The organism is Huintestinicola sp. (assembly GCF_051882455.1).
Taxonomy (GTDB): Bacteria; Bacillota; Clostridia; order Oscillospirales; family Ruminococcaceae; genus Huintestinicola.
The window spans coordinates 40,116-65,986 of sequence record NZ_JBJERV010000062.1; the positions used below are offsets into that span (position 1 = coordinate 40,116).

23 protein-coding genes are annotated in these 25,871 nt (G+C 49.3%); 5 read left to right on the top strand and 18 right to left on the bottom strand.

Going from position 1 to position 25,871, the window contains the following annotated elements:
- Positions 1-5: 5 nt before the first annotated feature.
- Positions 6-2,744, bottom strand: coding sequence for a preprotein translocase subunit SecA (gene secA / locus ACI4J0_RS08045; RefSeq protein WP_439765295.1), 2,739 nt, complete (start codon positions 2,742-2,744; stop codon positions 6-8).
- A gap of 371 nt (positions 2,745-3,115) precedes the next feature.
- On the opposite strand from secA, the gene ACI4J0_RS08050 reads away from it, so the two are divergent.
- Together ACI4J0_RS08050 and ACI4J0_RS08055 are read left to right on the top strand one after the other, a co-directional pair.
- Complete coding sequence (locus tag ACI4J0_RS08050; protein WP_439765296.1) at positions 3,116-4,441, top strand: aspartate kinase; 1,326 nt, start codon at positions 3,116-3,118, stop codon at positions 4,439-4,441.
- 93 nt (positions 4,442-4,534) lie between these two features.
- Positions 4,535-5,863: a citrate/2-methylcitrate synthase gene (locus tag ACI4J0_RS08055; RefSeq protein ID WP_439765297.1), complete on the top strand. Its 1,329-nt coding sequence runs from the start codon at positions 4,535-4,537 to the stop codon at positions 5,861-5,863.
- 60 nt (positions 5,864-5,923) lie between these two features.
- Here the strand turns inward: ACI4J0_RS08055 and ACI4J0_RS08060 are convergent, their stop codons facing one another.
- The 17 genes from ACI4J0_RS08060 to ACI4J0_RS08140 all read right to left on the bottom strand — a co-directional run bounded on the left by ACI4J0_RS08060 (position 5,924) and on the right by ACI4J0_RS08140 (position 21,648).
- A complete protein-coding gene (locus ACI4J0_RS08060; RefSeq protein WP_439765298.1) occupies positions 5,924-6,436 on the bottom strand; it encodes a hypothetical protein in 513 nt (170 codons plus the stop codon).
- Positions 6,437-6,439: 3 nt separating this feature from the next.
- Complete coding sequence (locus ACI4J0_RS08065; protein ID WP_439765299.1) at positions 6,440-6,643, bottom strand: helix-turn-helix transcriptional regulator; 204 nt, start codon at positions 6,641-6,643, stop codon at positions 6,440-6,442.
- A 376-nt stretch (positions 6,644-7,019) separates the two neighbouring features.
- Positions 7,020-7,487, bottom strand: a complete 468-nt coding sequence (locus ACI4J0_RS08070; RefSeq protein ID WP_439765300.1) for a hypothetical protein — start codon at positions 7,485-7,487, stop codon at positions 7,020-7,022.
- 13 nt (positions 7,488-7,500) lie between these two features.
- A complete protein-coding gene (gene fliS, locus ACI4J0_RS08075) occupies positions 7,501-7,863 on the bottom strand; it encodes a flagellar export chaperone FliS (RefSeq protein ID WP_439765301.1) in 363 nt (120 codons plus the stop codon).
- Positions 7,864-7,941: 78 nt separating this feature from the next.
- Entirely contained in the window at positions 7,942-10,659 is a 2,718-nt protein-coding gene (gene fliD, locus ACI4J0_RS08080; protein ID WP_439765302.1) for a flagellar filament capping protein FliD, read from the bottom strand.
- Between the two features lie 34 nt (positions 10,660-10,693).
- Positions 10,694-10,942: a carbon storage regulator gene (locus tag ACI4J0_RS08085; RefSeq protein ID WP_439765303.1), complete on the bottom strand. Its 249-nt coding sequence runs from the start codon at positions 10,940-10,942 to the stop codon at positions 10,694-10,696.
- Positions 10,943-10,945: 3 nt separating this feature from the next.
- Complete coding sequence (gene fliW, locus ACI4J0_RS08090; protein WP_439765304.1) at positions 10,946-11,404, bottom strand: flagellar assembly protein FliW; 459 nt, start codon at positions 11,402-11,404, stop codon at positions 10,946-10,948.
- Positions 11,405-11,406: 2 nt separating this feature from the next.
- Complete coding sequence (locus tag ACI4J0_RS08095) at positions 11,407-11,997, bottom strand: DUF6470 family protein (RefSeq protein WP_439765305.1); 591 nt, start codon at positions 11,995-11,997, stop codon at positions 11,407-11,409.
- 30 nt (positions 11,998-12,027) lie between these two features.
- Positions 12,028-13,251, bottom strand: a complete 1,224-nt coding sequence (locus ACI4J0_RS08100) for a flagellin (protein ID WP_439765306.1) — start codon at positions 13,249-13,251, stop codon at positions 12,028-12,030.
- A gap of 22 nt (positions 13,252-13,273) precedes the next feature.
- Entirely contained in the window at positions 13,274-15,262 is a 1,989-nt protein-coding gene (locus ACI4J0_RS08105) for a flagellar hook-associated protein FlgK (RefSeq protein ID WP_439765307.1), read from the bottom strand.
- Positions 15,263-15,280: 18 nt separating this feature from the next.
- Complete coding sequence (flgN, locus tag ACI4J0_RS08110; RefSeq protein WP_439765308.1) at positions 15,281-15,739, bottom strand: flagellar export chaperone FlgN; 459 nt, start codon at positions 15,737-15,739, stop codon at positions 15,281-15,283.
- A gap of 27 nt (positions 15,740-15,766) precedes the next feature.
- On the bottom strand, positions 15,767-16,057 hold the full coding sequence (locus ACI4J0_RS08115; protein WP_439765309.1) for a flagellar biosynthesis anti-sigma factor FlgM: 291 nt from the start codon (positions 16,055-16,057) through the stop codon (positions 15,767-15,769).
- Between the two features lie 197 nt (positions 16,058-16,254).
- The gene (locus tag ACI4J0_RS08120) at positions 16,255-16,731 is read right to left on the bottom strand and encodes a chemotaxis protein CheW (RefSeq protein ID WP_439765310.1); all 477 of its coding nucleotides are present in this window, start codon (positions 16,729-16,731) and stop codon (positions 16,255-16,257) included.
- Positions 16,732-16,736: 5 nt separating this feature from the next.
- A complete protein-coding gene (gene cheB, locus ACI4J0_RS08125; RefSeq protein WP_439765311.1) occupies positions 16,737-17,783 on the bottom strand; it encodes a chemotaxis-specific protein-glutamate methyltransferase CheB in 1,047 nt (348 codons plus the stop codon).
- A gap of 30 nt (positions 17,784-17,813) precedes the next feature.
- Positions 17,814-18,623 (bottom strand): CheR family methyltransferase, encoded by an 810-nt coding sequence (locus ACI4J0_RS08130; protein ID WP_439765312.1) that lies wholly within the window; start codon positions 18,621-18,623, stop codon positions 17,814-17,816.
- Positions 18,624-18,716: 93 nt separating this feature from the next.
- Positions 18,717-19,184, bottom strand: coding sequence for a chemotaxis protein CheW (locus tag ACI4J0_RS08135; RefSeq protein ID WP_439765313.1), 468 nt, complete (start codon positions 19,182-19,184; stop codon positions 18,717-18,719).
- Between the two features lie 19 nt (positions 19,185-19,203).
- Positions 19,204-21,648: a chemotaxis protein CheW gene (locus ACI4J0_RS08140; protein ID WP_439765314.1), complete on the bottom strand. Its 2,445-nt coding sequence runs from the start codon at positions 21,646-21,648 to the stop codon at positions 19,204-19,206.
- 373 nt (positions 21,649-22,021) lie between these two features.
- Between ACI4J0_RS08140 and ACI4J0_RS08145 the strand changes: the two genes are divergently transcribed.
- From ACI4J0_RS08145 to murD, 3 genes are all read left to right on the top strand, one after another.
- Positions 22,022-23,926 (top strand): hypothetical protein, encoded by a 1,905-nt coding sequence (locus ACI4J0_RS08145; protein ID WP_439765315.1) that lies wholly within the window; start codon positions 22,022-22,024, stop codon positions 23,924-23,926.
- Positions 23,913-24,200, top strand: coding sequence for an EscU/YscU/HrcU family type III secretion system export apparatus switch protein (locus ACI4J0_RS08150; RefSeq protein WP_439765316.1), 288 nt, complete (start codon positions 23,913-23,915; stop codon positions 24,198-24,200). The genes ACI4J0_RS08145 and ACI4J0_RS08150 overlap by 14 nt, the downstream gene beginning before the upstream one ends.
- 267 nt (positions 24,201-24,467) lie before the next feature.
- The gene (murD, locus tag ACI4J0_RS08155; RefSeq protein WP_439765317.1) at positions 24,468-25,859 is read left to right on the top strand and encodes a UDP-N-acetylmuramoyl-L-alanine--D-glutamate ligase; all 1,392 of its coding nucleotides are present in this window, start codon (positions 24,468-24,470) and stop codon (positions 25,857-25,859) included.
- Positions 25,860-25,871: the final 12 nt, after the last annotated feature.

The following is a 25,871-nucleotide window of genomic DNA, read 5'->3' on the forward strand; positions in this document are numbered from 1 at the left end:
ATCTATTACTTGAGGTCACGTCCGCAGCAGTTCTTGTATTTCTTGCCGCTGCCGCAGGGGCAGGGATCGTTTCTGCCGACCTTCTTGACGCGTCTGGGCTCGTTTGAATAGCTGCCGTCGCCCTGAGTTTCCATAGGCTGTGCAACTCTTTCTCTCTTAGGCTCCTCGTTGCCCTTTACCTGAATGGTAAAGAGCAGTCTTACGGTGTCCTCGCGGATAGACTCGATCATTGCGTCGAACATCTCGAAGCCCTCATAGCGGTATTCAACAACGGGGTTCTTCTGACCGAAGGCTCTGAGACCGATACCTCTTCTCAGCTCCTCCATATCGTCGATATGAGCCATCCACTTGAGGTCAACTACCTTGAGGAGGATAACTCTCTCAAGCTCTCTGAGCATATCGCTGCCCATATCCTTTTCGCGCTTCTCGTAATATGCATTTGCTCTTTCGGTGAGCATATCGATAAGCTTTTCCTTGGTAAGGCTGCCCAGCTCCTCGGGAGTGTAGTGGAAATCGTCGGGAGTGGTAAGGAGACCTGCAAAATGCTCTCTCAGTCCGGTCAGGTTCCACTCGTCCTGGACGGTATTGTCGATTATATAGAGGTTCACGCCGTCGGTTACCCAGTCCTTTATCATCTTCTGGATATATTCGTGGATATCCTCGCCGTTTAATACCTTGGCTCTCTGCTCGTAAATGATAGCTCTCTGGGTGGACATAACGTCGTCGTAGTTGAGGACGTTCTTTCTGATGGCGAAGTTTCTGCCCTCCACCTTCTTCTGGGAGGACTCGATGACCTTTGAGAGCATTTTGGACTCGATGGGCATATCCTCGTCTATGTTCATATTTGTCATCATCATCTGGAGACGCTCGCCGCCGAACAGTCTCATGAGATCGTCCTCAAGGGAGAGGAAGAAGCAGCTTTCGCCCTCGTCGCCCTGACGGCCCGCACGTCCGCGGAGCTGATTGTCGATACGTCTGGACTCGTGGCGCTCGGTACCCAGAATGTAAAGACCGCCTGCGGCTCTTACCTTGTCCGCCTGACCCTTTATCTGCTCCAGGTGCTTTGCGTAGAGCTTCTTGTACTCCTCACGTGCCGCAAGAATTTCCTCGTCATCGGTGTCGGCATAGCTTATAGCCTCGCTGATAAGCTCGTCCTCCATGCCTGCGCGCTTCATATCAGCCTTTGCAAGGAACTCGGCGTTACCGCCAAGGAGGATATCGGTGCCTCGTCCTGCCATATTGGTGGCGATGGTAACGGCTCCCAGCTGACCTGCCTGTGCAACTATCTCGGCTTCCTTTGCGTGCTGCTTTGCATTCAGCACGTTATGCTTGATGCCCCTCTTGGAGAGCATTTTGGAAAGTATCTCGGATTTTTCGATGGAAATGGTACCGACCAGAACAGGCTGACCCTTTTCGTGGCACTCCACAATTCTGTCGATAACAGCCTTGAACTTTGCGTTCTCGGTCTTGTATACCACATCGGGGTGGTCGATACGCTGAACGGGACGGTTTGTGGGTATCTCGATAACGTCCAGCTTGTAAATTTCCCTGAACTCGTCCTCCTCGGTCATAGCCGTACCTGTCATACCCGACAGCTTGTGGTAGAGACGGAAGAAGTTCTGGAAGGTGATGGAGGCAAGGGTCTTGGACTCGTGGGCTACCTTTACGCCCTCCTTTGCCTCAATAGCCTGGTGGAGACCGTCATTATAGCGGCGGCCCATCATCAGACGGCCTGTAAATTCGTCAACGATAACTATCTCGCCCTCGTTTACAACGTAGTCGATATCCTTTTTCATTACGCCGTTTGCCTTGAGAGCCTGATTTACGTGGTGGAGAAGGGTGGAGTTCTCTGCGTCGTAGAGGTTTACCACGTTAAAGTATTTCTCCGCCTTCTTAACGCCCTGACGGGTGATGGTGGCGGTCTTTGCCTTTTCGTCGATGATGTAGTCGCAGTCCTCGGCAATTTCCTCCTGGTCGGTCTTGGTGTCCATTTCCGCAACTACAAAGGGCTTTAAGCTCTTTGCGAATTTATCCGCAAGGGTATACCACTCGGTGGACTTGTCGCCTCTGCCCGAGATGATAAGAGGAGTTCTGGCTTCATCGATAAGGATAGAGTCCACCTCGTCCACGATGGCAAAATTAAATTCTCTCTGTACCTTTTCACTCTTGTAGATGACCATATTGTCACGGAGGTAGTCGAAGCCGAATTCGTTGTTGGTACCGTAGGTGATGTCGCAGCTGTAGGCTTCGCGGCGCTCGTCATTGGTCAGGTCGTGGAGTATGCAGCCGATGGTGAGACCTAAGTATCTGTAGACCTTGCCCATTTCCTCGGACTGGGATTTTGCAAGGTAGTCATTTACCGTTACAACGTGAACGCCCTTGCCTTCGAGAGCGTTGAGATAGGAGGCACAGCAGGCAACGAGGGTCTTACCTTCACCTGTTCTCATCTCGGCAATTCTGCCCTGATGAAGAACGATGGCACCGATTATCTGCACGGGATAGGGCTTCTTGCCAAGAACTCTGTATGCCGCTTCTCTAACGGTGGCAAGTGCCTCGGGGAGGATATCGTCAAGGGTCTCGCCGTTTGCGAGCCTTTCCTTAAATTCGGGGGTCTTTGCTTTCAGTTCTTTTTCGCTGAGCTTTGTGTACTCCTCGTCAAGGTCCAGGACCTTCTGCTTGATAGGGTCGATCTTTTTAAGCTCTCTCTTGCTGTAGTTTCCGAAAAGTCCGTCTAAAATTCCCATTCTTTTTATTCCACCTTATTTATATTATTATATAGCGTAAATTCATTGCATAAAAGTGATAATGCATAAATACGCACAACTATGCTTATATATTATTATAGCGCATAATTCAAGGCGTGTCAATATATTTTTTTGTGGGCAAATAATTAAGGGCGATATGTGAAAATGTGTCCGTCTCACGAATACAGCAGTATTCCCCAAAAGGACAAGGAGCAGGGGAGAAAAATTTGTCTTATATGGCAATTGACCGAAGGAGAAAAATAGGATATAATGTAATAGTCGCATATTATATGTAATATTTATACGATAAAGGGAACGAGCCTTATTATGGCACCCCTTATATATATTCATAAAATGGAGAAGATAGTATTATGGAAAACACCAAGGTTGTCAAGTTCGGCGGAAGCTCTCTTGCCGACGCAGGACAGTTCCGCAAGGTTGCGGATATCGTTCTTTCCGACCCCGCAAGAAGATTTGTTGTTGCCTCCGCCCCCGGAAAGCGCTTCAACGGTGATACGAAGGTCACCGATATGCTTTACGGCTGCTACGAGCTTGCCGTTAAGGGAGAAGATTTCGACAAGGAGTTTGCGGCGATCGAAGAGCGCTTCAACTCTATCATAAACGAGCTTGGCATCGAGCTTTCCTTAGCAGACGAGTTTGCAAACATCAAGAATGCCTTTGCTCACCGCGCAGGAAGAGACTATGCCGCAAGCCGCGGCGAATACCTGAACTCCATCGTTCTGGCGAAATTCTTAGGCTTTGATTTTATCGACCCTGCGGGATATATCCGTTTTGACGAGAAGGGCACATTTGACCTTGAGACAACACGCTCCCTGCTGGCTCCGAGACTTGCTTCCTCCGCTCACGCAGTTATCCCCGGTTTCTACGGCTCAATGCCCAACGATACCATCAAGACCTTCTCAAGAGGCGGCTCGGACGTTACAGGCTCTATCGTTGCCAATGCGGTGAATGCCGTTATCTACGAGAACTGGACCGACGTAAGCGGCTTCCTTATCTGCGACCCGAGAATTATCGATAACCCCCAGCCTATCACAACCATCACCTACAGAGAGCTGAGAGAGCTTGCTTATATGGGCGCGGGAGTTCTTCACGAGGACGCTATATTCCCCGTAAGAAAAGCGGGTATCCCCATCAACATCAAGAACACCAACCACCCCGAGGACAGAGGCACCTTCATCGTTGCCGAGACTGCGGAGACATCAAAGTACACCATTACGGGTATCGCAGGCAAGAAGGGCTTCTCAGTTATCCAGATAGAAAAGGATATGATGAACGCCGAGCTGGGCTTCGGCAGAAACGTTCTCAGAGTGCTTGAGAAAAACGGTCTCTGCTTCGAGCATATGCCTTCGGGTATCGACACAATGAGCATTGTGGTAAATTCCGAGGCGCTTATCGGCAAGGAGAAGGCTATCATTGACGAGATAAACTTCCGCTGCCACCCCGACAAGCTTGAGATAGAAAATAATCTTGCTCTTATCGCCGTTGTGGGACGGAGCATGAGAAAGGCAAGAGGTACCGCGGGCAGACTGTTCAGCGCCCTTGCTCATGCAAGAGTAAACGTTAAGATGATAGACCAGGGCTCCTCCGAGCTCAACATCATCATCGGAGTTGAGGAGGAGGACTTCGAGACTGCCACAAGAGCTATCTACGATATGTTCGTGCTGCCTCAGGAGTAACCCCTCGTTTATATGGATTTGTACAATGATGTGCAGAGGGTATAAGTCCGCTGCACATTTTGTCTATAAAGCCTTTGAAAGGAATGATAAAATATGGATAAGCTCTATGCTGCCTATACGGATAACAACAGGATAGACCCTAAATATTACGATAAATTCAGCGTTAAGAGGGGACTCAGGAACCCCGACGGCTCGGGCGTTATGGCAGGCGTTACCAACATATGCAACGTTCACGGATATGTGCTCAACGAGGGCGAAAAATCCCCCGACGAGGGAAAGCTTGTATTCAGAGGCTACAATATCAATGACCTTGTGGAGAACGTTGTGGCTGAAAACCGCTTCGGCTATGAGGAGATAGCATATCTTCTCCTGGGGGGCAAGCTTCCCGACAGCTCTGAGCTTGAGAATTTCCGCAGGCTCCTTGATGAAAACAGAGAGCTTCCCGACGGATTTTTTGAGGATATGATCCTCAAGGCTCCTTCCAAGAACATTATGAACAAGATGTCCCGTTCGGTGCTGGCGCTTTATTCATATGATGACTGTCCCGATGATACGGGGGCAAAGCATGAGGTGGATACGGCTGTCTCCATCATCGCAAAGATGCCCGTAATTATGGTTGACGCTTACAATGTTAAGCAGAGATATTACAATCACGGCACTATGTTCATGCACCCACTTATCCCCGGTCTGTCCACCGCCGAGACCATTCTTTCACTGCTTCGCCCCGACAGGCAGTACACCGACGAGGAGGCAAAGCTCCTTGACATTATGCTCATGCTCCACGCAGAGCACGGCGGCGGAAACAACTCCACCTTTACCTGCCGTGTGCTCACATCTTCGGGCACAGACCCCTATGCGGCTTATTCCGCAGCTATCGGCTCACTCAAGGGTCCCCGTCACGGCGGCGCAAACCACAAGGTACTTGAGATGCAGCGCTGCGTAATGGACAACGTTCAGCACTGGGACAACGAGGGCGAGGTGGCTGATTTCCTTACAAAGATACTGAAAAAGGAAGCGGGTGACGGCAGCGGTCTTATTTACGGCATGGGTCACGCTGTGTACACCCTTTCCGACCCCAGAGCAGTTATCCTCAAGAAGAATGCGGAGAAGATGGCGATAGGCAGTGAATTTGAGCCCGAATACAGGCTCCTTGAGACCATTGAGCGCCTCACTCCCGAGCTTTTCAAGACTGTGAGAGGCAACGACAAGAATATGTGCGCAAATGTGGATATGTACAGCGGCTTTGTTTACAAGATGCTGGGCATTCCCGAGGACCTGTACACGCCTTTGTTTGCTACCTCCCGTATGGCAGGCTGGTGCGCTCACCGCTTTGAGGAGGCTATGACCGGCAAGAGGATCATTCGTCCCGCTTACAAGAGCGTAAGCAAGGAAAAGAGCTATGTTAAGCTTGGTGACAGATAAACAGATGATATAAATGCATACAGCCGCTTCCGTTTTTTTGTGACGGGAGCGGCTGTGTTTTTATTCCTCACTGTTCAATTTCTCAACGACCTTATTGTTTCTTATAGCGTACAATCCCACGATGCAAAAGCTAATATAGACCAGTCCGATATAAAGCCTGAAAAAAATGCTCATTGAATAGAACCATGACATATACATGATACCAAGTGCCAGATATAAGATAATTATGCCTTTTTTGCCCCATGCTTTCGCAAATTTTTCACGCATCAGTCCCTTTGAAGAGGTCTTTGCCGCATAGAAAATGTACATAGTCATATCAATAAGCTCAATTATTATGCCAAATACCGACAGCGGGACATTAGTGTTATCTCCCAACTCGGCAGTTGCCATCATTGCCATGGATATAATAATCCATATCCAGAATGAGGTCTTAAAAATCCCGAAGGTAAGCTTGTACGATTCTGCCTTCTGCATTTCGTCAAGTCCCTTATCACTGATAAGATCGCCTGCGGTTTCCTGCGGCTCAATTCCTATTGAAGCAGGGTCAAATAGTTTTTCTTTTTTATTGCTCATGGTTTACTCCTCATTTCCCCAAAATAATTCATCAAGTGTTTTTCCGAGCGCCTTGCATATATCGATGCAAAGCTTTAATGTGGGGTTGTAGTCACCCTTTTCAATGGCGTTTATTGTCTGCCTTGAGACTCCCACTGTCTCGGCAAGCTGCTGCTGAGACATATCCAGTGCCGCTCGTGCGGATTTTAGCTTCAGGTTTTTTGCCATTTTATCGCCTGCCTTTTCTTAACTGTAACTATATTATAGCACATAGATTACATTATGTCAAGTATATACGACATAATATCGTGTATATTTTTCTGTTTGTAAATTATATTTATATGGTAATAATGTATAATACTAATCTTTAGTATAAAAAATGCAATCAGCACAAACATTCTACAGAATATTTGTGCTGATTGCATATTGACAATGAACAAATGTTTTGCTATAATATTATTATCGGATCGTTTATAGGGGCTGTAATTGCACCTGTCGGCGCGGAGACAAAGCTGCTGTTTTGCACGAACTTACAGCGCGACCTCGCCGCGGGTCGACACCCGCCGACACCCGCCGACACCCGCCGACACCCGCCGTCACCCGCTCAGTGGGCGGAATTAAGCTTGCTGCCCTTGTTTACGTCTACGGCGGTGGCACCGAAATAGTTTACCACCTTTTTGCTTTTGGCGGTACGGGTCATTTCGGCGTAGGTCTCGTCCCGCAGATTTTCAAGCCGCTCGATGGCGAGCCTGTCGTTTTTCTTGATGGTGTCGGTAAGCTCTTTCAGCTCTTCGATCTTTTTCGACAGCTCCAGCATAGAGCCTGACAGTCCCTCTATCTCCCGGAAGGAAAGGAGGGCGTTTATAGTGTCCTTGCGCTCGATGGACTGGGAGTTTATCAGGCTGCGCATTTCCATTGAGATGCCGTCTACGGCGGTCACGATGTCCTGACGCTGTCTGATGAGGTCGCCTACTCCGTCGATGTCCTCGTAAATTATTCTGGAGGTGATGTCATTATAGTGCCTTAGCTGCTCGATCTTTTTGTCCACCAGCCCTAAAAGCCTCGGGTCCATAGGCTGACCTCCCTTATTTTACTTGTTTGCTTGCCTCGAAAAATGCGTCTCTTATCTCGGTTATCATCGGGAGGATCTCCTTGAGTATCTCGGTGTCCTTTTTCACATTCGCCTGAACAAGCTTCTCGCGGAAATACTGATACAGAGCCGCCAGATTGTCGGATATCTCGTATTTCACCTTGAGATGCGCGTCTAAGGCGTCAATGATATCGCTTGCACGCATTATGGAATTGTGCGCCTTGAGAATGTCCTTGTCCTCAATGAAGATTATCGCCTTGTTTATCTCGGTGATAGCCTTGTCATAGAGGGCGATGAGAAGCTGGGCAGGGGTCATTGTGGTGACCGATTGCTGCATATATTTCTGATAGGGGTTCATTTTTATGATTATCCTTTCTGGGGAGCGCTGCTCCGAGCTTTTCGCTCAGAGCAGGACTCTGTTTGGAAATCCGTATTATCAGCCTGTTGTGCTTGTGCCGAAGAGGGAAGAGGACTGATTGTTCATTGTGGAGATGTAGGACTCAAGAGTGGAATATCTGTTCCACAGCCTCTCCTGCTCCTTTTCGTATCTGTCGTTTAATCTGTCGATAAGGCTCTGGAGACTTGTTATCTGGTTGTATATCAGATTTTTGCTGTCCGAACGGGTATTTGCCACACCTGCCATTGCGGTGAGGGTTCCCTTTGCATAGCCGTTTTTGTTGGTGTTGGTGTCGATAGCGGCATTTATTGCGTTATTCAGAACTGTTCCCAGACCGTTCTTGGAATCGGTGAAGAAATTTGCGATCTCGTCGCCGTACTTCTCAATAGCTGCGTCAAGAGCACTTTCGTCCTTGATTATAAGCTTGCCGTACTCGGTATAATCGGTGGAGGTGTCGATACCGAGAGCCTGAATGGTCATTCCGTTCACGTTTGCACCGCCCACAGCCTGACGTATCTGAGTGAACACCTTGGAAAGAGTGCTGTCGTGGTAGAGGAGACCTGTTTTTGCCTGCTCTTCCCACTTCTCTATCTCGTCGGTGTCCATTTCCTCCTTCTGGTCGTCGGTAAGGGGATCGTAGTATTCGCCCTTGCTCTTGGGACGCTTGGTATTGAGCTGGTCATTGACCTTGTCGAGCAGTTCGTTATAGGCTTCTACAAACTGTACGATAGTGTCCTTTATCCTGCTTGTATCCTTAGAAACATTGACGGTTATCTCTTCGGCATTGCCGTTTCTGATATCGTCCTCGGTAAACTCCTTGACATCGTTTATGCTGAAGGTGGTTCCCTGGACTGCAAAGCTGTTTGAGGCGCTTTCGAGAGTAATGCCGTTGATGGTTATCTGTGCGTTGGAGCCTCTGATGTCCAGGTCGCCTGCGTTATCCACGCCGCTGAGGGTAGTTGTGCCGAAAAGCTTTTTGATGGCTTCTCCGCTCTCGCCTTCAAATTCAAGAGTGTTCTTTCCTGTTACGGATAATACGCCATTGTCAGCGTCGTATGCAAAATATCCCGAATTTACAAGGTCATTTATTGTTACCTTTCCATCATCGCCTGTGCCTGCTATATTGACAGCAGTGCCGTTTACGGTCATGGTCAAATTATCCGTATCGGCAATGACGCGGTCACCTGAATAGGCGGTCTCGGTATAGTTTGAGGAAGCTCCGTCAACGGCGATGCTGCCCGAAGCCTCAACGGATACAGCTTCGTCCTCTGCGGGAGTGAAGGTTATCCTTGCGCCTGTATCGGCGGATACCTCGACCGAGAAGGTGCCGCTTCCGTCGGGGAAGGAAGCCTTGTATGCATCGTTCAGAGCGTCGGCTATTTCATCGCTTGTGTATTTCTTATAGTCCTTCTCAATGCCCATTGCACTGAGCTGATCTTCTTCGGTAACGTCCTCAAGGTCGCTGCCGCCCACGTTTACCACGCCCTCGGCGGACACGGTCATAACGGTCTCGAACTTATCGTCGGCGTCCTTCTTTGCATAGATCGTGCTGCCGTCCTGAGTGTAGCGGTATATCTGATTGCCGTCAGCGTCGGTATAGAGCTTTGCGCTTATTTCGCTGTCGTTCACGGTTATCTTTTCGGTGTTCTGCTTCTGAGTGAGGCCTGTTACCGCTAAGGTCTTTCCGTTTATGGTGATACTGTCACCCGAAGCAAAGCCGGTCTCGGAGGCGGTGAAGTCAAAGCTTGTGATGCTGTCGTTGATGTTCTTGTCGGTAAGACCGGTGGCAGCGGTGGGAGCTATTCCAAGCTCATCGCCCAGATTGAAAAGGGAGTTGAGAAGATTGCCGCCTGTCTGGCAGATCTTAAGCTCCTTGCCTGCGCCTGTCTGGTTGGTTTTAAGCTCGAAGGACTGGCTCAGAGCATTGAAGCTCATAGTTACGCCAGCGTCTGACTTGTTTATGGTGTTCATCATGTCCTTGACGGTGGTGTTTCTGTCAAAGGAGAAGCTTTCGCCGTTTATGGAAAATTCGAATTTATCACCCGAAAGCTCCCTGGCAAAGTCAAGGCTGCCAAGTGCGGAGGTGGAGGATATCATATTGGACGCATCGTTTTTAAGTCCCACAGCGTCGTTGTAGCCTACGGTGAAGATATGGGAGACCTTATCGTCTGCGGCATTTTCGATGGTGAGCTTGTTGGTGCCGTCCTTGAAGGAGAATTTTGCAGCGCTTATTTTTCCGAAGGATTCGTTTAATGCGGTGAGGAAGTTATCCTTGGCATTTGCGCCGCCCTCGAAGGTTATGTTCCTTGCGGAGCCGTCAAGAGTTACGGTAACGGTGTTGCTGCCTTCAGAGGCTTTTGAAAAATCAAGCTCGACAGTACCTGCGGAGGCTTTTGTTCCCGAAAGTGTGGCTGCCTTTGCTGTTTTTACGGAGGTGATGGAATAATTTCCTGCCACTGCGCTTGTGGAGGCTGCCACGATGAGGGAATCGTCCGATGAAACTGCCTTGTTGGATTTCATTACCGCATTGGCTCTGACAGAGGAAGAGGACTCGATATTAAGATACTTTTTCTTAAAATCGGACATTGCGGTTATTATGTTTCTGTAAGCCTCCTGCTTCCACTGGAGAGTCTGGAGCTTCTGCTTTCTTGTATCAAGGGAATTTTTGGTATTGGCAACGCCTGCCTTTACTAAGGACTCGATATCGAGACCCGAGGCGAGACCTGTCATTCTGGTTATTTCGTGTGTTGTTGCCATATGAATGACCGTCCTTTCAAAATGATGTTTCGATTTATTTTATCTCATTGAGCTGAGTGGGGGTATCGGTAAGAAACTTGTTCATAAAGTCGGCGGAGACCTTATTTACCGCCGCCTGAACGTTAAAGCCTCTGGACTCGAACATTTCCGAGCGGATTATCTTAACGTCCTTGGGAGCGCTTATTGCCAGCCTGACCTTATCCTTGCCCGCTTCGACCACGTTTACCACAACGTCATCGCCGATATGTATCCCCTCGCCCGTTTTTCGGGTAATTATCAGCATAATTTAGTCCTCCTTATTTTTGGCGAATACGGGGAATTTTATGGGGTAATCGTCGGCGGCTATGACCTGCGCCGCTTTATTGTTTTTTGTATTGATGATGATGGGACTTTTGAGGTTTACGGTGGCGTCCATATTATTCTCGGGGATAACGGAGATAACGTAGAATTTTGCGTCTCTGTCGTCCTCCATCTCAAGGACCGCCACGTCCTCATCGGCTACCGTTACCTGATAGTCGGCGCAGAACTCAAGCGGGTCGAAGAGGATAAAGCAAAGATTGGGATTTTCGGTGCTCTGGAGCCAGACGGGGCATTTTCCGCTGCCTAAGGGGGAGATGAGGATATAATCCTTATATTCCTCAAAGGCGAATATTCCCTGGGGGAAGGTTATTATTTCGGAAGGCGAGATCTCGATCTCGTCAAAATCCCTGGTTTTTACAGTTATTCTGCTGATAGTTTCGTTCATAATCATTCCTCATATCCCGGAGCGGCGCTTCTTGGGAAGTAGATCGGCTCGCCCGTATATTCGATCTCTACCTTGGGGCGCTGGTTCACGATAAACTCAACGGTTCCCGGGACGAACTCAAGCTGTGCTGTGGGGCTTGTATTCCAGTCCATATTAAGCTGCTCTGCCTTGTAGTTTATGCTGAGGGTATTGCCCGACCAGCTTATGTCGGGGCCTTCCTTGGGGAGAAATTCCATTATTGTCTCCATTGTCCTGCTTGCCTTGGAGGCGGCGATGGAGGCGGGTGTGGCTTCGAAATTGCCCAGGGCGTTGCCGTCATTTACGATGTTGGCTATCGCCTGATATGCCACCCTTATGCCCTTTTCTGCCTCGTCCTTGGCAAAGGTGTCGATATTTTTGTGACCGTAGCCGAGGCTTTCCCTTGCGGCGGTGTTGTCGATATGCACCTTGATGGGATCTGCGGTTATCTGCATTCCGCCGGGGCTTTTGGAGATCTGGACGGTTGGAGCGGGAGTGTCAAGCTTCAGCTCCGCGCGGGTAACGTTAATTTCCACATTTATGGGGATAGATGTGATGTTAAGAAGCTGATCCATAGCTTCGTCCTCCTTCTTTCAGTTTTAGTATTATACAAAATCGAAAATGCTCTTGGGGATAATTCCCGAACCGAGGGAAAGGGAAGCGTTGTATGCCGCTTCGATGGATTTCATATTGGTGATCTCTTCCTCAATGTCCACGCCCTCCAGGGTGTTCTGCTTTTCGGAGAGGCTTATGCGGTAGACGTCGTTGCGGTCGATGTACATCTGCATATTGTTCTGCTTTACGCCTAAGGTGGTGATGGCGTCGAGCACCTTGGAGTTTGCCTCGTCAAGCTTGTCGATATAGCGGTTGACGGAAGTGATATCGCCCTTTCTCAGAGCTGCCGCAGCGTCATATACAAGCTGGATAAGATTGAGGGAGTCATTGTCCTTATCGGTGCCGCAGCCTGTTATCTGAGCGCCGTTGAGGCTCATATCCAGTGCGGTGGCGGGGTTTATTACGCCGTTTTCGTCATACTTCACGCCAAGTCCGATATCCACATAAATGGGGGTTGTTCCCGGGAAACCGTCTGCTCCGCCGCTTTCGGAGGGGCATTTGATGGTCTTTTCAGCCACAAGCTTGCCCTTATCGTCATAATACTTGATAGTGCTGCCGTTTACTGCATTTTTGAGGTCCTCTCCCATGAGGTTTACGGGTACATCGTTGTAGCAGACTATTTTGGCGGGAAGCTCGGAGTTTTTGTCGGGTTCGCTGTAATATATCATATCATCGGAAGTAACATTGTCGCTTATTACATTGCCGTCGGCATCGAACTCGCTTCCGAAGTTCTTGGTCGTGCCGTCGGGCATTGTTATCTCGACTCTGGAATAAACGGTGAAGGGGGTCTTGTCATTGCTTGCGGAGCCGAACATCTGCCTTGTGGCGAAGTCGGTGTTCATATCCTGGACAATATGCTCAGCCTGCTGCTCAAGCTCGAGAGCAATGGCGTCAAGCTCGGTTTGGTCCATAGTATCCTGAACGGATACTATCTTTGCCTTAATGTTAAGGTAGGTCTTGTCTGCGATATCGTAAAGAGCGTCCTCTGCTGCGTAGAAAAAGTCCTTTGCAGTCTTGAGGTTTTCGTCGTAGATATCCAGATTTTCAAGGGATTTTCTTACGTGAGCAGCCTTTGCCGCAGAGGGGGAGTCCTCGCTGGCGCGGTTGTATTTTCTCTGGGTGAGTATCTTGGTCTGGGATTTCAGATAGTTTGAAAGCAGACTGTTATAGCTGTTCAAAAACGCTCCGCTGAACGCATTATTTGTAACTCTCATTGGAAATCAGCTCCTTATTTTATCAAAGTCCCACTTTTCCTGTGCCGTTTATCAGCTTGTCAAGGCACTCGTCAAGGGCGGATATCATTCGGGAAATGGCGTTGTACCACTTCTGGTAGTTCATCATATTCACGCCCTCTTCGTCCATGCTTACGCCCATTACCTCGTCTCTTGCGTCTGAAACGCTCTTGAGCATAATATTGGTGGAGTCAAAGCTGCCCAGCTCATACTCAAGGTCGCCGCCGATGGTCTGACCGTAATACTGGATAAAGCCTTCAAAGGTATATTCATCGGGTTCGTTGCCGAACTTGTACTTGCCCTCGAAAGCGGAGAGTATCTTGTTGATGTAGGCATTGTCGAGCTCATCGTAATTATAATCCAGATTGCCGTCTGCGTCAACAGCGGGGTGAACGCAGCGGAGAACGTTGTTTTTCCAGGACTCTGCTACCTTCATATTTGCAATGCTGCCGTCCTCGGTGGCGCCGTCCTCAAATTCGAACAATTTGAATTTAGCATCTTCAGCGCCCTTTTTGCGGACATCGGCAAGGCTCTCGTTTATCAGAGCGTCGATCTCGGCGGATTGTTCCGCAGTAAGGTCAGCCTCGTTGGCAACGCCGTTATCCGCCATATATTTGGAGGTAACATCGGCTCTGAACTTTTCCTCTGCCTTGTCAGCTGCGGTGTTCTGCTTTGCGATCTCTTCGGGAGTGTTGTTATAATCATCATAAAGGGAGTTGAATGCCTCTACTACTTTATTTGCGAAGGCTCTTATGGTCTCCTGATAATACTTGATGCCGTTGTAGCCGTTCTCCTCGACCTTGGCATAGCAGCCCTTGCCGTTGTACATATCGAAAAGACCGCTTACAGAGCCGCCTGTGAGCTTGTCGGTCTCCTCGGTGACGGTAATTGCGTAGGAGGGAGCTGTTTTGAGCTGTTCCTCGGTCATATTGTTTGTGAAGATGGGGCTGTAAGCGTCTCCCGCTTCGTCGATTATCTCCTTTTCCAGCTCGCACGCCTGCTTGACCTTGCCGCTGTAGATATAGGAGTTAAGGGTCTTGATCTTTTCGGCGAGTTCGATATTTTCCGCTATTTTCGGGGTTATCTCACGCTCGCACTTTGTCCAGCCCTTATCGGAGTTAAGGGTGCTTATGTGAAGCTCGGCAAAATCGTTTCTTTCCTGCTGTTCGTCCGAGAAGATGACGTCGGTCTTGGCATATGCGTCATTCTTAACGAGAGCGACATCTCCGAAGTATACATCATAGCTGCCGTCAGCCTGCTGCTCAACGTTGATGTTCACATACTGTGCCAGCTCGTCGCAGAGCTTGTTGAAGGTGTCCTTCAGCTCCAGGGGACCGTACTCAATTTCTGCCTGATAGCCGTCTCTGGTGGCATAAACGTTGTCCATCTGGACATAGGCGTCCTTCATCTGCTTGTTAAGGGAAGCCAGCTGCTTGAGAATGGCATTCACTCTGTCGTTGGTGACGAGAATGTCCTCTCTTGTGGAGATCTCCACATCGTTGAGCCTCATATCGAAATTCTTGATAACGTTGATGACCGAGTCGGCAGCGTTCATAGCAACGGTGGAGAGGTCCTGTCTGTCCGCGCCTGTGGCGGAGAAGGACTGGAATGCAGCCTTGAAATTTCCGAAAACGGCGGAAAGACCTGCGTCCTGGTTCTCGACATCATCGAGGATATCCTCGATATCCGCAAGAATGGTGGTCTTTGCACCTGTATCGCAAAGCTCTGAGCTGTATCTTCTCACCTTTGTATCAAGGAGCTTATCTCTTATCTGAGTAACGCCCACAGCGTCAGCGCCCTTGCCTGCGAGATTTACCTGAGTGTTGTAGCCCAGGGAGCCGGCGGTGTTTGCAACGGATACGAGATCCAGGCGCTGTCTGGTGTAGCCCTCGGTCTTTAGATTTGTGATGTTGTGTCCTGTTATATCAAGGCCCTTCTGTGCAAGCTGGAGACCGTCTCTCTGCACATAAAGTCCGAAAAATGATGAAGCCATTTTTATATCTTCCTTTCATCAAGCGTTTGTAAGTATGGTCGAACCTGCGGCGCTTTCTTTTTTTACAGCGCCCCTGCCGTTGTACGTATCAAGCTCGCCCACAGTGCTGCGGATCTTTTTCAGCCTTTCGGATACGATGATGTTGGCGGTGTCGTTCAGTTCCTTTATCTTGTATATCATCTCGGAAAGGGAGATGCGCTGCTCGTCAAGACGGGACTTGTATTCCGCGGGAGCCTCGCTTACTATCTGCTCAAAGGTCTTTGTGTTGTTATCTCCCAGAATAGCAAGGCGCTGCTTTTCCAGAGAATTGCTTTTCATAATGAACGCCTGCTCTGTTGACAGAGAAGCGGAAAGCTCCTCGATATCGCCCTTGTTCAGCATATCCATCTTGGAATATTCAAATTTTAGAAAGCTTCTGAAATGAGCGTTATACTCATCGAAGAAGGCTATCAGCGCATTGTAATCCATAAGCTCCATTCCTTTCACGAGGGGATTTGCCGTACCTTACAGCCCGAGTATAGAGTCAGCGATATCCTCGGAGGATACGCGGTAGCTGCCGTCAGCGATCTTTGCCGAAAGCTCGGCAAGTCTCTCGGCGGAAGCTGAGCTGTCTGCGGCTGCCTTTGCGGCGGTTTTCAGAGTATCGGAGAAGCTTGCTCTTGCCGATGCTGAAAATTCAGCCTTGTCGGTATTTCTTCCTTTGCCCTTCTGAGTCTTGCCGACGGGGGGCTTTGAAGCGGATTCGCTTGCGTATCTGTATGCATTGATCGCCGATGTGTAATTCTTTATTTCCATAAGATCTCCGCCTTTCTTTTTGTGAATTTACATAGTTATCCCAATGCTCTACTATATATATCGGCAGGGAGATAATAAAAATTAAGTGCTTTTGGAAATCTTTTTTATATAATAGGATTTATTTTTATACAATAAGTATAATAATGATAATATCTACATAAAGTAAAAAGCGGAGCGCAATGCTCCGCCGTAAACTTTTATTGAACGCCGTCCATATAATCTCCGATAGCTTCTATCATTGATTCGGTAAGCAGCAGCTCGGGCTCGATTATCATAATGATCTTGCCGTCAGCCTTGTAGACTCCCTTGATATATTTTCCTGTGGAGCCTGAAATGGAAGGGGCGGGGGATATCTCACTCGTGTCGAAATCCACCACAGCGCAAACCGTATCCACAACATAGCCCAGGTAATCGGACTTTGCGCTGCCCTTTGACTCGGTCACGATAATGCATATCTTGTCGGTGACCTCCATAGGGGGCTGATGGAAACGAACTCTCATATCGATAATGGGGACGATATCCCCTCTGAGATTTATAACGCCCTTGCCGTACTCGGGAAACTCGGGAACGGGGGAAATGCTTCCGCAGCCGTTGAGTATTTCCTTTACACAGCTTATTTCAATTGCGAAGGTCTGCCCCGACAGCTCGAAGGTCAGGTATTTTTCTTCCTCCACAAAGCTCAGCTCCTTTCGGGATAGTTCATTTTCTTTTTAAGCAGGCTGCTTATCTCCTCAAGGGGAGCCTCATCGCAGACTGCGCCTAATTTATAAGCCTCCATGGGCATACCATAGACCACGCAGGTCTCCTTGTTCTGACCTACCGTATATCCGCCTGCCTGACGGATAAGCAGGAGCCCTTTTGCACCGTCAGCGCCCATTCCCGTAAGGATAGCCGCAGCGGCAGCCTTGCCTGCGCATTTTGCAACGCTTGTGAACATAACGTCCACCGACGGGCAGTGACCCGAGACCTTTTCGCCCTCCTTGCTGGAAATGTAATATCCCTTGGAGTCCTTGTGAAGCTCCATATGGAAGCCGCCCGCAGCGATAACGCACATACCCTTTTTCAGCCTCATTCCGTCCGACGCTTCAAAAACCGCCAGTGAAGAGCTGCGGTTCAGGCGCTCGGCGTACATTTTGGTGAAAACGGGGGGCATATGCTGGGTTATGATGATAGGGGGGCAGTCATCGGGAAGTCCCAGAATGACCTTTTCGAGAGCGTCGGTGCCGCCTGTAGAGGCGCCGAGAGCGACTATCTCAATGCCGTTTTGGTTATACTCGGTGGGTTTGGCGGGCTTTTCCGCCGCAGCGCCGCTTCTGGGCAGGTCTGCGTGGAAGGAGGAGGAATTTCTTGTGCATATCTTTGAGATATCCGAAGCAACGTCGCGGATAAATCCGTTTACCTTTGCAGGGTCGGAGGCGTCGGGCTTTACGCGGAATGACGCAGCGCCTGCCTTGACCGCTTCCTCAGCCCTGTCCTCCCGTGAGGATATCATGATAACGGGCAATGGGTACTGCGGGAGAAGTCTTTTTAAGAATTTCACACCGTCCATTCGGGGCATTTCGATATCAAGCGTCATAATGTCGGGCTCAAGCTCAAGTATCTTGTCTCTTGCCTGGTAGGGATCTGAGGCAGTTCCGACTATTTTAATGCCGCTGTATTCCGACAGCTTTTTTTTCAGCAGCTCCGAAAATACCATAGAGTCATCTACTATGAGAACCTTGATCATTGCTTTGCTATACCTCGCTGCCTGTAAATTTTACTTTTCCCGTCTGTATATGGCGGGCTTTATGTATGAATATCTTGTGTCTCTCGAAACGTTTTCGGCGTGACCTATGAAAAGGTAGCCGCCTTTTTTGGTAACATCGTAAAATCGCTCGATAAGGGCGTTTTTGGTCTGGGCGTCGAAATAGATCATAACATTCCGGCAGCTTATGAGGTCGAAGGGCTTCTTGCAGACGATGGGATCCATAAGGTTGAACTTTTTGAAAACCACTTCACTTCTTATCCTGTCGATTACCTGATAATTGTCGCTGTCGATGCGTTTGAAGTAATTATCCACCCACTTTGACGGCAGACCCTCCAGCATTTCCTTGGAGTAAATGCCTGCCTTGGCGGTGCGGAGAACATCGGTATCAAGGTCGGTGGCGAGGATAGTAGTGTCCCAGTCAGCCTTCCTTCCGCCGAAGTATTCGTCAATGGTCATAGCTATGGTGTACGGCTCCTGCCCTGTGGAGGAGGCGGCGCACCATATACGGGCGTCCTTGTCCCTTACCGATGACTCAATATAGGGCAGCACGGTGCTTTCAAGGAATTTGAAATGCTCAGGCTCACGCATAAAGAAGGTGTGATTGGTGGTGAGCTTGTTCACCAGGCGGATAGTTTCCTTTCCGCTGCTGTCGCTGAGGGCGTAGTTGATGTAGTCGGTGAAATTATCGAAGCCGCTTGAGGAAACGATCCCCGTAAGCCGTCCCTCGATAAGCACCCGCTTTTTCTCCAGATTTATGCCGTAGTTTGTTTTAATAAATTCTACAAGGCGAAGAAAATCATTATCAGTAAGCTTCAGCATTGTATCTTTGACCCTGTCCTTTCCCGGGAGATGAGATTGCGTCAGGAAATAACGGACGCAAGTTCCAAAGCCGATTTTCTTCCGAAAGGGGCATTACTGCTCCATAACAAGCTTTTCGCAGTTAAGGAGGAGCTTGATCCCCTCGGAATTTTCGATAATATTTTTGATATAGTGGTTGGCGTTGACATTCTTGTTTGCGGGTGTGGCGCAGATCTCTTCGGGCTTTGCCGTAGTGACCTCTCTCACCCTGTCAACGATAATGCCTGCCTGATTGCTTCCGTCAAACTCGAGAACGATGATGCAGGTGCGCTCGTCGTAGGGTATCTCTTCCTTGCCGAAGCGCTTTCTCACGCTGATAATGGGCACGGTCTTGCCGCGGAGATTTATGATGCCCTTGATATAATCGGGTACCTTGGGAACAACGGTTATCTGTTCGATGCCGATTATCTCGTTGATGTACTTTATCTCAATTCCGTATACCACATCGTCGATGGTGAAGAGAAGCACCTCGCCGCCTGCGGAAACGAAATCCTTGTTTGCTTCCTTGGTGATATTGCTCATAGCTTAAACCTCCCCGAGCTTAAAATTCCGAAATGATGTTGCTTATGTCAAGAATGATGGTAATGGAGCCGTCGCCCAGAATGGAGCAGCCCGACATACCGTTCTGCTTGACATTGAAGTTGTTGAGCAGGGGCGGGAAAGGCTTTACAACGACCTGCTGTTCGCCGATAAGCTCGTCGGCAAGGAGGCAGGCGCACTTTCCGTCGGACTCCGCAAGGATGATTATGCCCGAATAGAGGTCGGTCTGAGCGCCGTCTAAGTCATAAAGCTCGTAAAGGCGGATAAGGGGATAGCATTCGCCTCTTATCATTATCATTTCCCTGCCGTCGGTGTCTCTGAGTATCTGGTTAGGTCTCAGCTTGAAGGATTCCTTGATGTAGCTGATGGGAATGGTGAAAATGGAGTTTCCGACGGAGACTTCCATTCCGTCCACGATAGACAGTGAGAGGGGGATCTTTATAATGAAGCTTGTACCCTCACCCAGCTTTGATTCAACGGAAACGGTGCCGCCGCACTTTTCGATGTTCTGGCGCACAACGTCCATACCAACGCCTCTGCCGGAATATTCGGTAACGGTCTCGTTGGTGGAGAAGCCGGGGAGCATGATGAGGTTAAGAGCTTCCTTTTCGGTGTATTCGGAACGGGGCTTTGTGAGAATGCCGTTTCTTTCGGCCTTGTCAAGGAGCTTTTCGGGGTTCATGCCCATGCCGTCATCGGCTACCACGATAACTACCTCACCGGAGGAGCTGTATGCGGAAAGGGTGATCCTGCCCTTGGGGTTCTTGCCTGCGGCGATTCGCTCGTCGGCAGTTTCCTCGATGCCGTGGTCCATGGAGTTTCTGACCATGTGCATAAGGGGGTCGTTCAGATTGTCGATGATGGACTTGTCCACCTCGGTCTCCTCACCCTCGAAAATAAGGTCAACGTCCTTGTTAAGCTTTACCTTCATATCGCGGACGATACGGGTCATCTTGTTGAATGCGCCCGAAATGGGGACCATTCGGATAGACATAACTATATCCTGAAGCTCGGAATTGAGTTTTCGGAGCTGTCTTGCAGCCTTCTGGAAATTATCCAGTCTCAGACCCTTGAGGTCGGGGTTGGAGGTGACCATAGCCTCGGTTATAACTATCTCGCCAACCATATCCAGGAGCTGGTCGAGCTTGTAAAGATTTACGCTGATAAGGGACTGCTTTGCGCCGCCCGAGGACTTGTTTTCCGCAGGCTTTTTCTCTGCGGGCTTGGCTTCGGACTTGGGAGCAGGCTTAGCCTCCGCCTGAGGAGCGGGAGCAGTCTTTTCCTCCGCCTTGGGAGCGGCAGTCTGAGCGGGTGCGGGAGCCGCAGCCGCAGCGGGAGGCGTATCGGAACCGTTTTTCAGAACGGTAACGCTTGCAACGTTGGCAGTCTCGCCGATAATTTTAAGTATAGCGTCATCACCGTAGCCCGACTTGAAATGAACGATAAAACCGTTGTCCCTGATAGTTTGGGCGGTGGACTGATTTGTTTCGATATCCGAAGGAACGAAAGCCAGCTCGTCGCACTCCTCGCGAATGTTGTTAATAACAAGGAGAGCGCGGAGATTTTCCATCTTGCAGTCCTCCACAAACTCCACCTTTGCGGTAGTGAGCGTGTATGCAGGGACCTCGGCGGTCTTTTGACCGCCCATGGAAAGCACCTCGCAGGTCTTGACGTTCATAGTGCTTGAGATAAGGCTGATGATGTCCTCGGCAGTGGTCTGGGCAGGAGTGAAATGAATGATAAAGCCGTTTTCCACAATTACCTTGGCAGTGTCGGAATTATCCTCGATATCCTCGGGCTCAAATTTGAGCATAGAGCATTCATTCCTGATGTTGTTGATGACCAGAAGAGCGCGGAGATTTTCCATCTTGCAGTCCTCTTCAAAGGTCACCTTAACGGTGGTGCTGTTGTCGCCGCCGCCCATGGTAACGGTTATCATTTCTCCGGGGTCAGCCGCAGGAGCAGCCTTTTCGGGAGCGGCAGCCTGTGCGGGAGCCGCGGGAGCGGAGGGAGCCGAAGGAGCCGCAGCGCCGCCGTTTTTGAGCATAGCCGCAAAATCCTTTATCTTAGTCATCTGCTCGCTGAAATCCGTAGGCTCGCTGTCCTCGTCCTGTACCAGGTCTATCTCCGCCTTGAGGAGGTCGGAAGCGGTGAAAACCAGGTCGTACAGAGAGCGCATATCGGAAATGACAGGCTTGTCCTCTCTTACGATGTAGAACATATCCTCGATAGCGTGAGCAAGGTGGGACATATTGTCAAGTCCCATCATAGCCGAGGAGCCTTTGATGGTGTGCATTATGCGGAAGATCTCGTTGATCTCCTCTTCACCGAAGCTGTTTTCGTTTTCAGTTTTCATTAAGATCTGGTCAAGCTGCTCCAGGAGCGAAGTGGTTTCAAATATGTACATATCCACCATTGATTCCATACCTGCTTCAAACCGAGCCATTATGTATACCGTCCTTTCTGTGGGGAATGCCTGCCTCGGCAGCGCAAAACCCTGTCCGCAGAGATTTTAAATAAATATAGTATAACGGCAGACCGTTATATAAACGGCAAGCTGCATTATTCCGAAAAACGTTTGTCCGATCGCAGGGATATGCGGGTCGGCAAAACTATACACTTATATTATACTATAAAAATTCATTAACTACAAGCGTATTTTTAAAGATAATATTTATAAGACTTGAAAAAAATCGGGGCGATTTTAGGTTATTTTTAACAAAAATAAAAAAAGAGACCCTGTAAACGTTGAAAAATGTGATTAAAATGTGATAAAATTAAGCTGAGTAATTATTTATATCCGAAAGGGGGGATAAACAGTGTCCGAGCTTATCCAGATAACCACGCCCACCGCCCCGAGAGACTATGCCCAGAACAATAACCAGAACCGTCAGAATGATGTGCGGCAGAACCCCACGGGACAGGTTTTCGACCTGGGCAATCAGATGCAGGTGGTAAAGACCAATGACCGAGGCGGGGAGAATGCCGAGCGCAACCTGAAGGACGAAGGCAGCGGAGTGCTCATGCGTTCCTCGGCGGACGCTGTAAAAAATCCCTCCTCAGCCTTAAATGCCGCCAAGGAGCTTATCTCAACGGAAGCGCTTAACCTTGTGAAGGAGAGCGGAGACGCAGAAGCTCTCAGCAAGCTTACGGAATTTGCCGCCGAGGTGATGCTAAATCCCTCAAATCTTGCCGCAGATATGGCAGCTCAGCAGAAAAACGCCACTATTTTCGGAGATAAGCTCTGGAGCGTTTTAAAGGACATTGTTGACTTTTCCGCCAAAGACGGATTTATGGGAGCGGAGGAGCTGAAAGCCGCAGTGGCAGATTTTGCAAAAGCGGCGGCAAATGTTTCCTCAAAGGACGAGATACTCAGGTCGCTCTCCGCAAATTTCAAGTTCCTCTCTCTGGAAGCGGCGCCCAGCAAGGCAGTTTCCGATGAGCTGGCAGCAGCCTCAAAAGCCCTTTCGGGACCTGATGCAGCTGCAAATTTCGCCTCCTTGAAGCCCACCTTATTGAAGCTCCTGGGCTTTACCGAGCACAGCCTCCTTTTAAATGACAATACGAAAAATCTTCTTCCCCTCATCGTCCATAATATGTCCCGCTATAACGACGATCCCGAGGCTCTTAGGGAAAGCTTCGACTCTCTGCTGATGATGACCGAGAGCCTGAACATCTCTCCCGAAGCAATGGAAAAAATGGGACTGGACAAGAATTTTTCCCCGGCAGAAAATCTGGAAAAGCTTTTCGACAGCTATATAAAGGACAACGAGTATCTTCCCCCCGAAGCGAAGCAGGCAGCGCTCATAAGCCCCGAGACCGCTTCCCATGAAGCAGGACTGCGTTCTGCGGTAAATCTCCTTGCGGCGGGAGCGAAGCATATGGCAGCCCGTATCCCCGAGGATACCCTTACAAGGGTGCTTTCAACGGTGGATTTTACCGAGGGAGACGAAGCCGTCCGAAAGCTTCTGGGAGCCGTTATCCCCAACACTCCCGCAATGAGAAACGCTCTTCAGACCGTATTTGACGAGCTTGAAGCCACAAAGGACCTTGACGCGCTTATCGACCGCCTGAATGTTATCCTTGAGAATATCGACAGCGAGAGCAGCGAAAAAATGATAAGCCTTGCCCAGGGACTTAACACCGCCCTGGGAGAAATGGCTCAGAGCGGCGAATACAAAATATCCGCCGCCACCTCAATGGAGACCCTGACGGATTTCCTTTCAAAGAATATAAACAGCAGTATCCTCCATTCCCTTTCGGGAGCCACGAAAAGCGATATGGTGCAGAATATGCTGACAGCTCCGGGGGTATTCACGCCCCTGCTCCACCAGTTCGTTCCCCTTGATGCATTCGGCATAAGAGCCTTCGGGGAGCTTTGGGTGGACCCGAAAGCGGAGGAGCTTATCGAGAATAAGAAAAAAGGCTCCCGCAGCGGCGGCGAAGGGGGCTCGCATATGCTTCTCTGCTTTGATATCGAGGACACAGGCTATTTCGAGCTTGAGATATACGAGCAGGACAGGAACATGACGGTAATGCTGCTATGTCCCGAAAAGCTTGAGAGCACCTTTGCGCCCATCAGGGAGACTATCCCGAAGATAGCGGAGGCAAACGGCTATCACGTTTCCGCCGCACTTGTGGAGGGGCTTAAAGAAAAAAGGTCTCTGGACCGGGTATTTCCGAAGCTTGGCAGTCAAAGGGGTGGACTGAATGTCAAAGTCTGATATTAAAAAAAGTGCGGCGGTGGCGCTCAAATACAATCCCGAGAAGGACTACAGCCCCATCGTGGTCGCCGCAGGACACGGTCATGCTGCCGAAAGGATAATCTCCCTTGCGGACGAAAGCGGCGTTCCCATCTACAGGGACGACAGCGCGGCGGCAGTGCTTACAATGCTTGACGTAGGGCAGGGCATACCCCCCGAGATGTATTCGGTGGTGGCGGCTATCTATGTTGAGGTAATGAAGCTTGCGAAGGAGAAAAAGGACGGCAAGGGCTGACAGGATAATTATAGCACATCTGTGCCAAAATGTCAATACATATTGAAACGTATTTTCTATAAAATCAAACTTTGTATATCTGCACAAAAACCCGATGTTAATACTGTACAATTTCATCATATATAATGATCCCCGTCTTTGCTCCCAAAGTCGGGGTTTTTTCGCATAGATTTAACACCGCTCATAAAAAAATGTGTTGATAAATTTGGGAAGATGTAGTATAATATAAGATGAATAACTATTTTTTAAGAGAGGATATGGTATTAAGTGACTAAAGCGGAAAAATTCTTTTCTGATATGAGAGATAAAAAAATAGCCTTTATCGGGGTGGGCGTGAGCCATACCGACCTTATAAAGCTTTTTTGCAAAAAAGGACTTGACGTTACCGTCTGCGATAAAAAAACAGCGGAGCAGATGAAGGAATACGATGAGCTTTCGGCAGCAGGCGCAAAATTCTCCCTCGGGGAAAGCTACCTTGAGGGAATGGCAGAGGGCTGCTATGACGTGGTTTTCCGCACTCCCGGAATGTACTACAATAACGAGACCCTCACCGCCGCAAGACACCACGGCACTGCTGTAACTTCTGAAATGGAAGTCTTTTTCGACCTCTGCCCCTGCCCCATCTATGCCGTAACAGGCTCTGACGGCAAGACCACCACCACGACCATCATCGCGGAGCTTCTCGCCGCAGAGGGAAAGACCGTACATAAGGGCGGAAATATCGGCAGAGCGCTTCTCCCCATGATCGAGGAAGTGGGGGAGAACGACGCAGCCGTAGTGGAGCTTTCCAGCTTCCAGCTCATCTCAATGAGACGTTCCCCCGATGTGGCAGCCATCACAAACATCACCCCCAATCACCTGAACGTCCACAAGGATATGCAGGAATACATCGACTCCAAGGCAAATCTCCTTCTCCATCAGAACGCCTTCGGAAAGGCAGTGCTGAGCTTTGATAATCAGACTGCAAAAGATCTTTCTCCCCTCGTAAGAGGACAGCTTGCCTATTTCAGCCGCCGCGAAAAGGTTGAAAACGGCGCCTTCCTCAGAGAGGACGGAATGCTCTGCTATAACGACTACGGCACCGTCACCCCCGTGGTGCATATGAACGATATAAAGATACCGGGACTTCACAACGTGGAAAACTACCTTACTGCCATTGCCGTTACCTGGGGTAAAGTATCCGTGGAAACAGTGCAGAAGGTGGCAAAGGAATTCGGCGGCGTTGAGCACAGAATAGAGCTTGTAAGAGAGCTTGACGGAGTAAAATACTACAACAACTCCATCGCCTCCAGCCCCACCAGAGTCATCGCCTGCCTTAATACTTTCGCACAAAAGCAGATAATGATAATGGGCGGCTCGGACAAGGGCATATCCTTCGAGCCCATGGCAGACCTTGTATGCGAAAAGGTAAAGCTCCTTATACTTATGGGTCAGACAAAGGAAAAGATAAAGGCGGCTGTTACCGCTTCTGAGAAATTCAAGGACAGCGGACTCCGGATCATCATCGTAAACGATATGGCAGAAGCCGTTAAAACCGCTCATGACCATGCTGGATCGGGCGATATAGTTTCCCTTTCTCCCGCCTGCGCAAGCTTTGATATGTACAGAATGTTCGAGGACAGGGGAAATCATTTCAAGAGCCTTGTAAACGCTCTCTGATGAAAGGAAGAT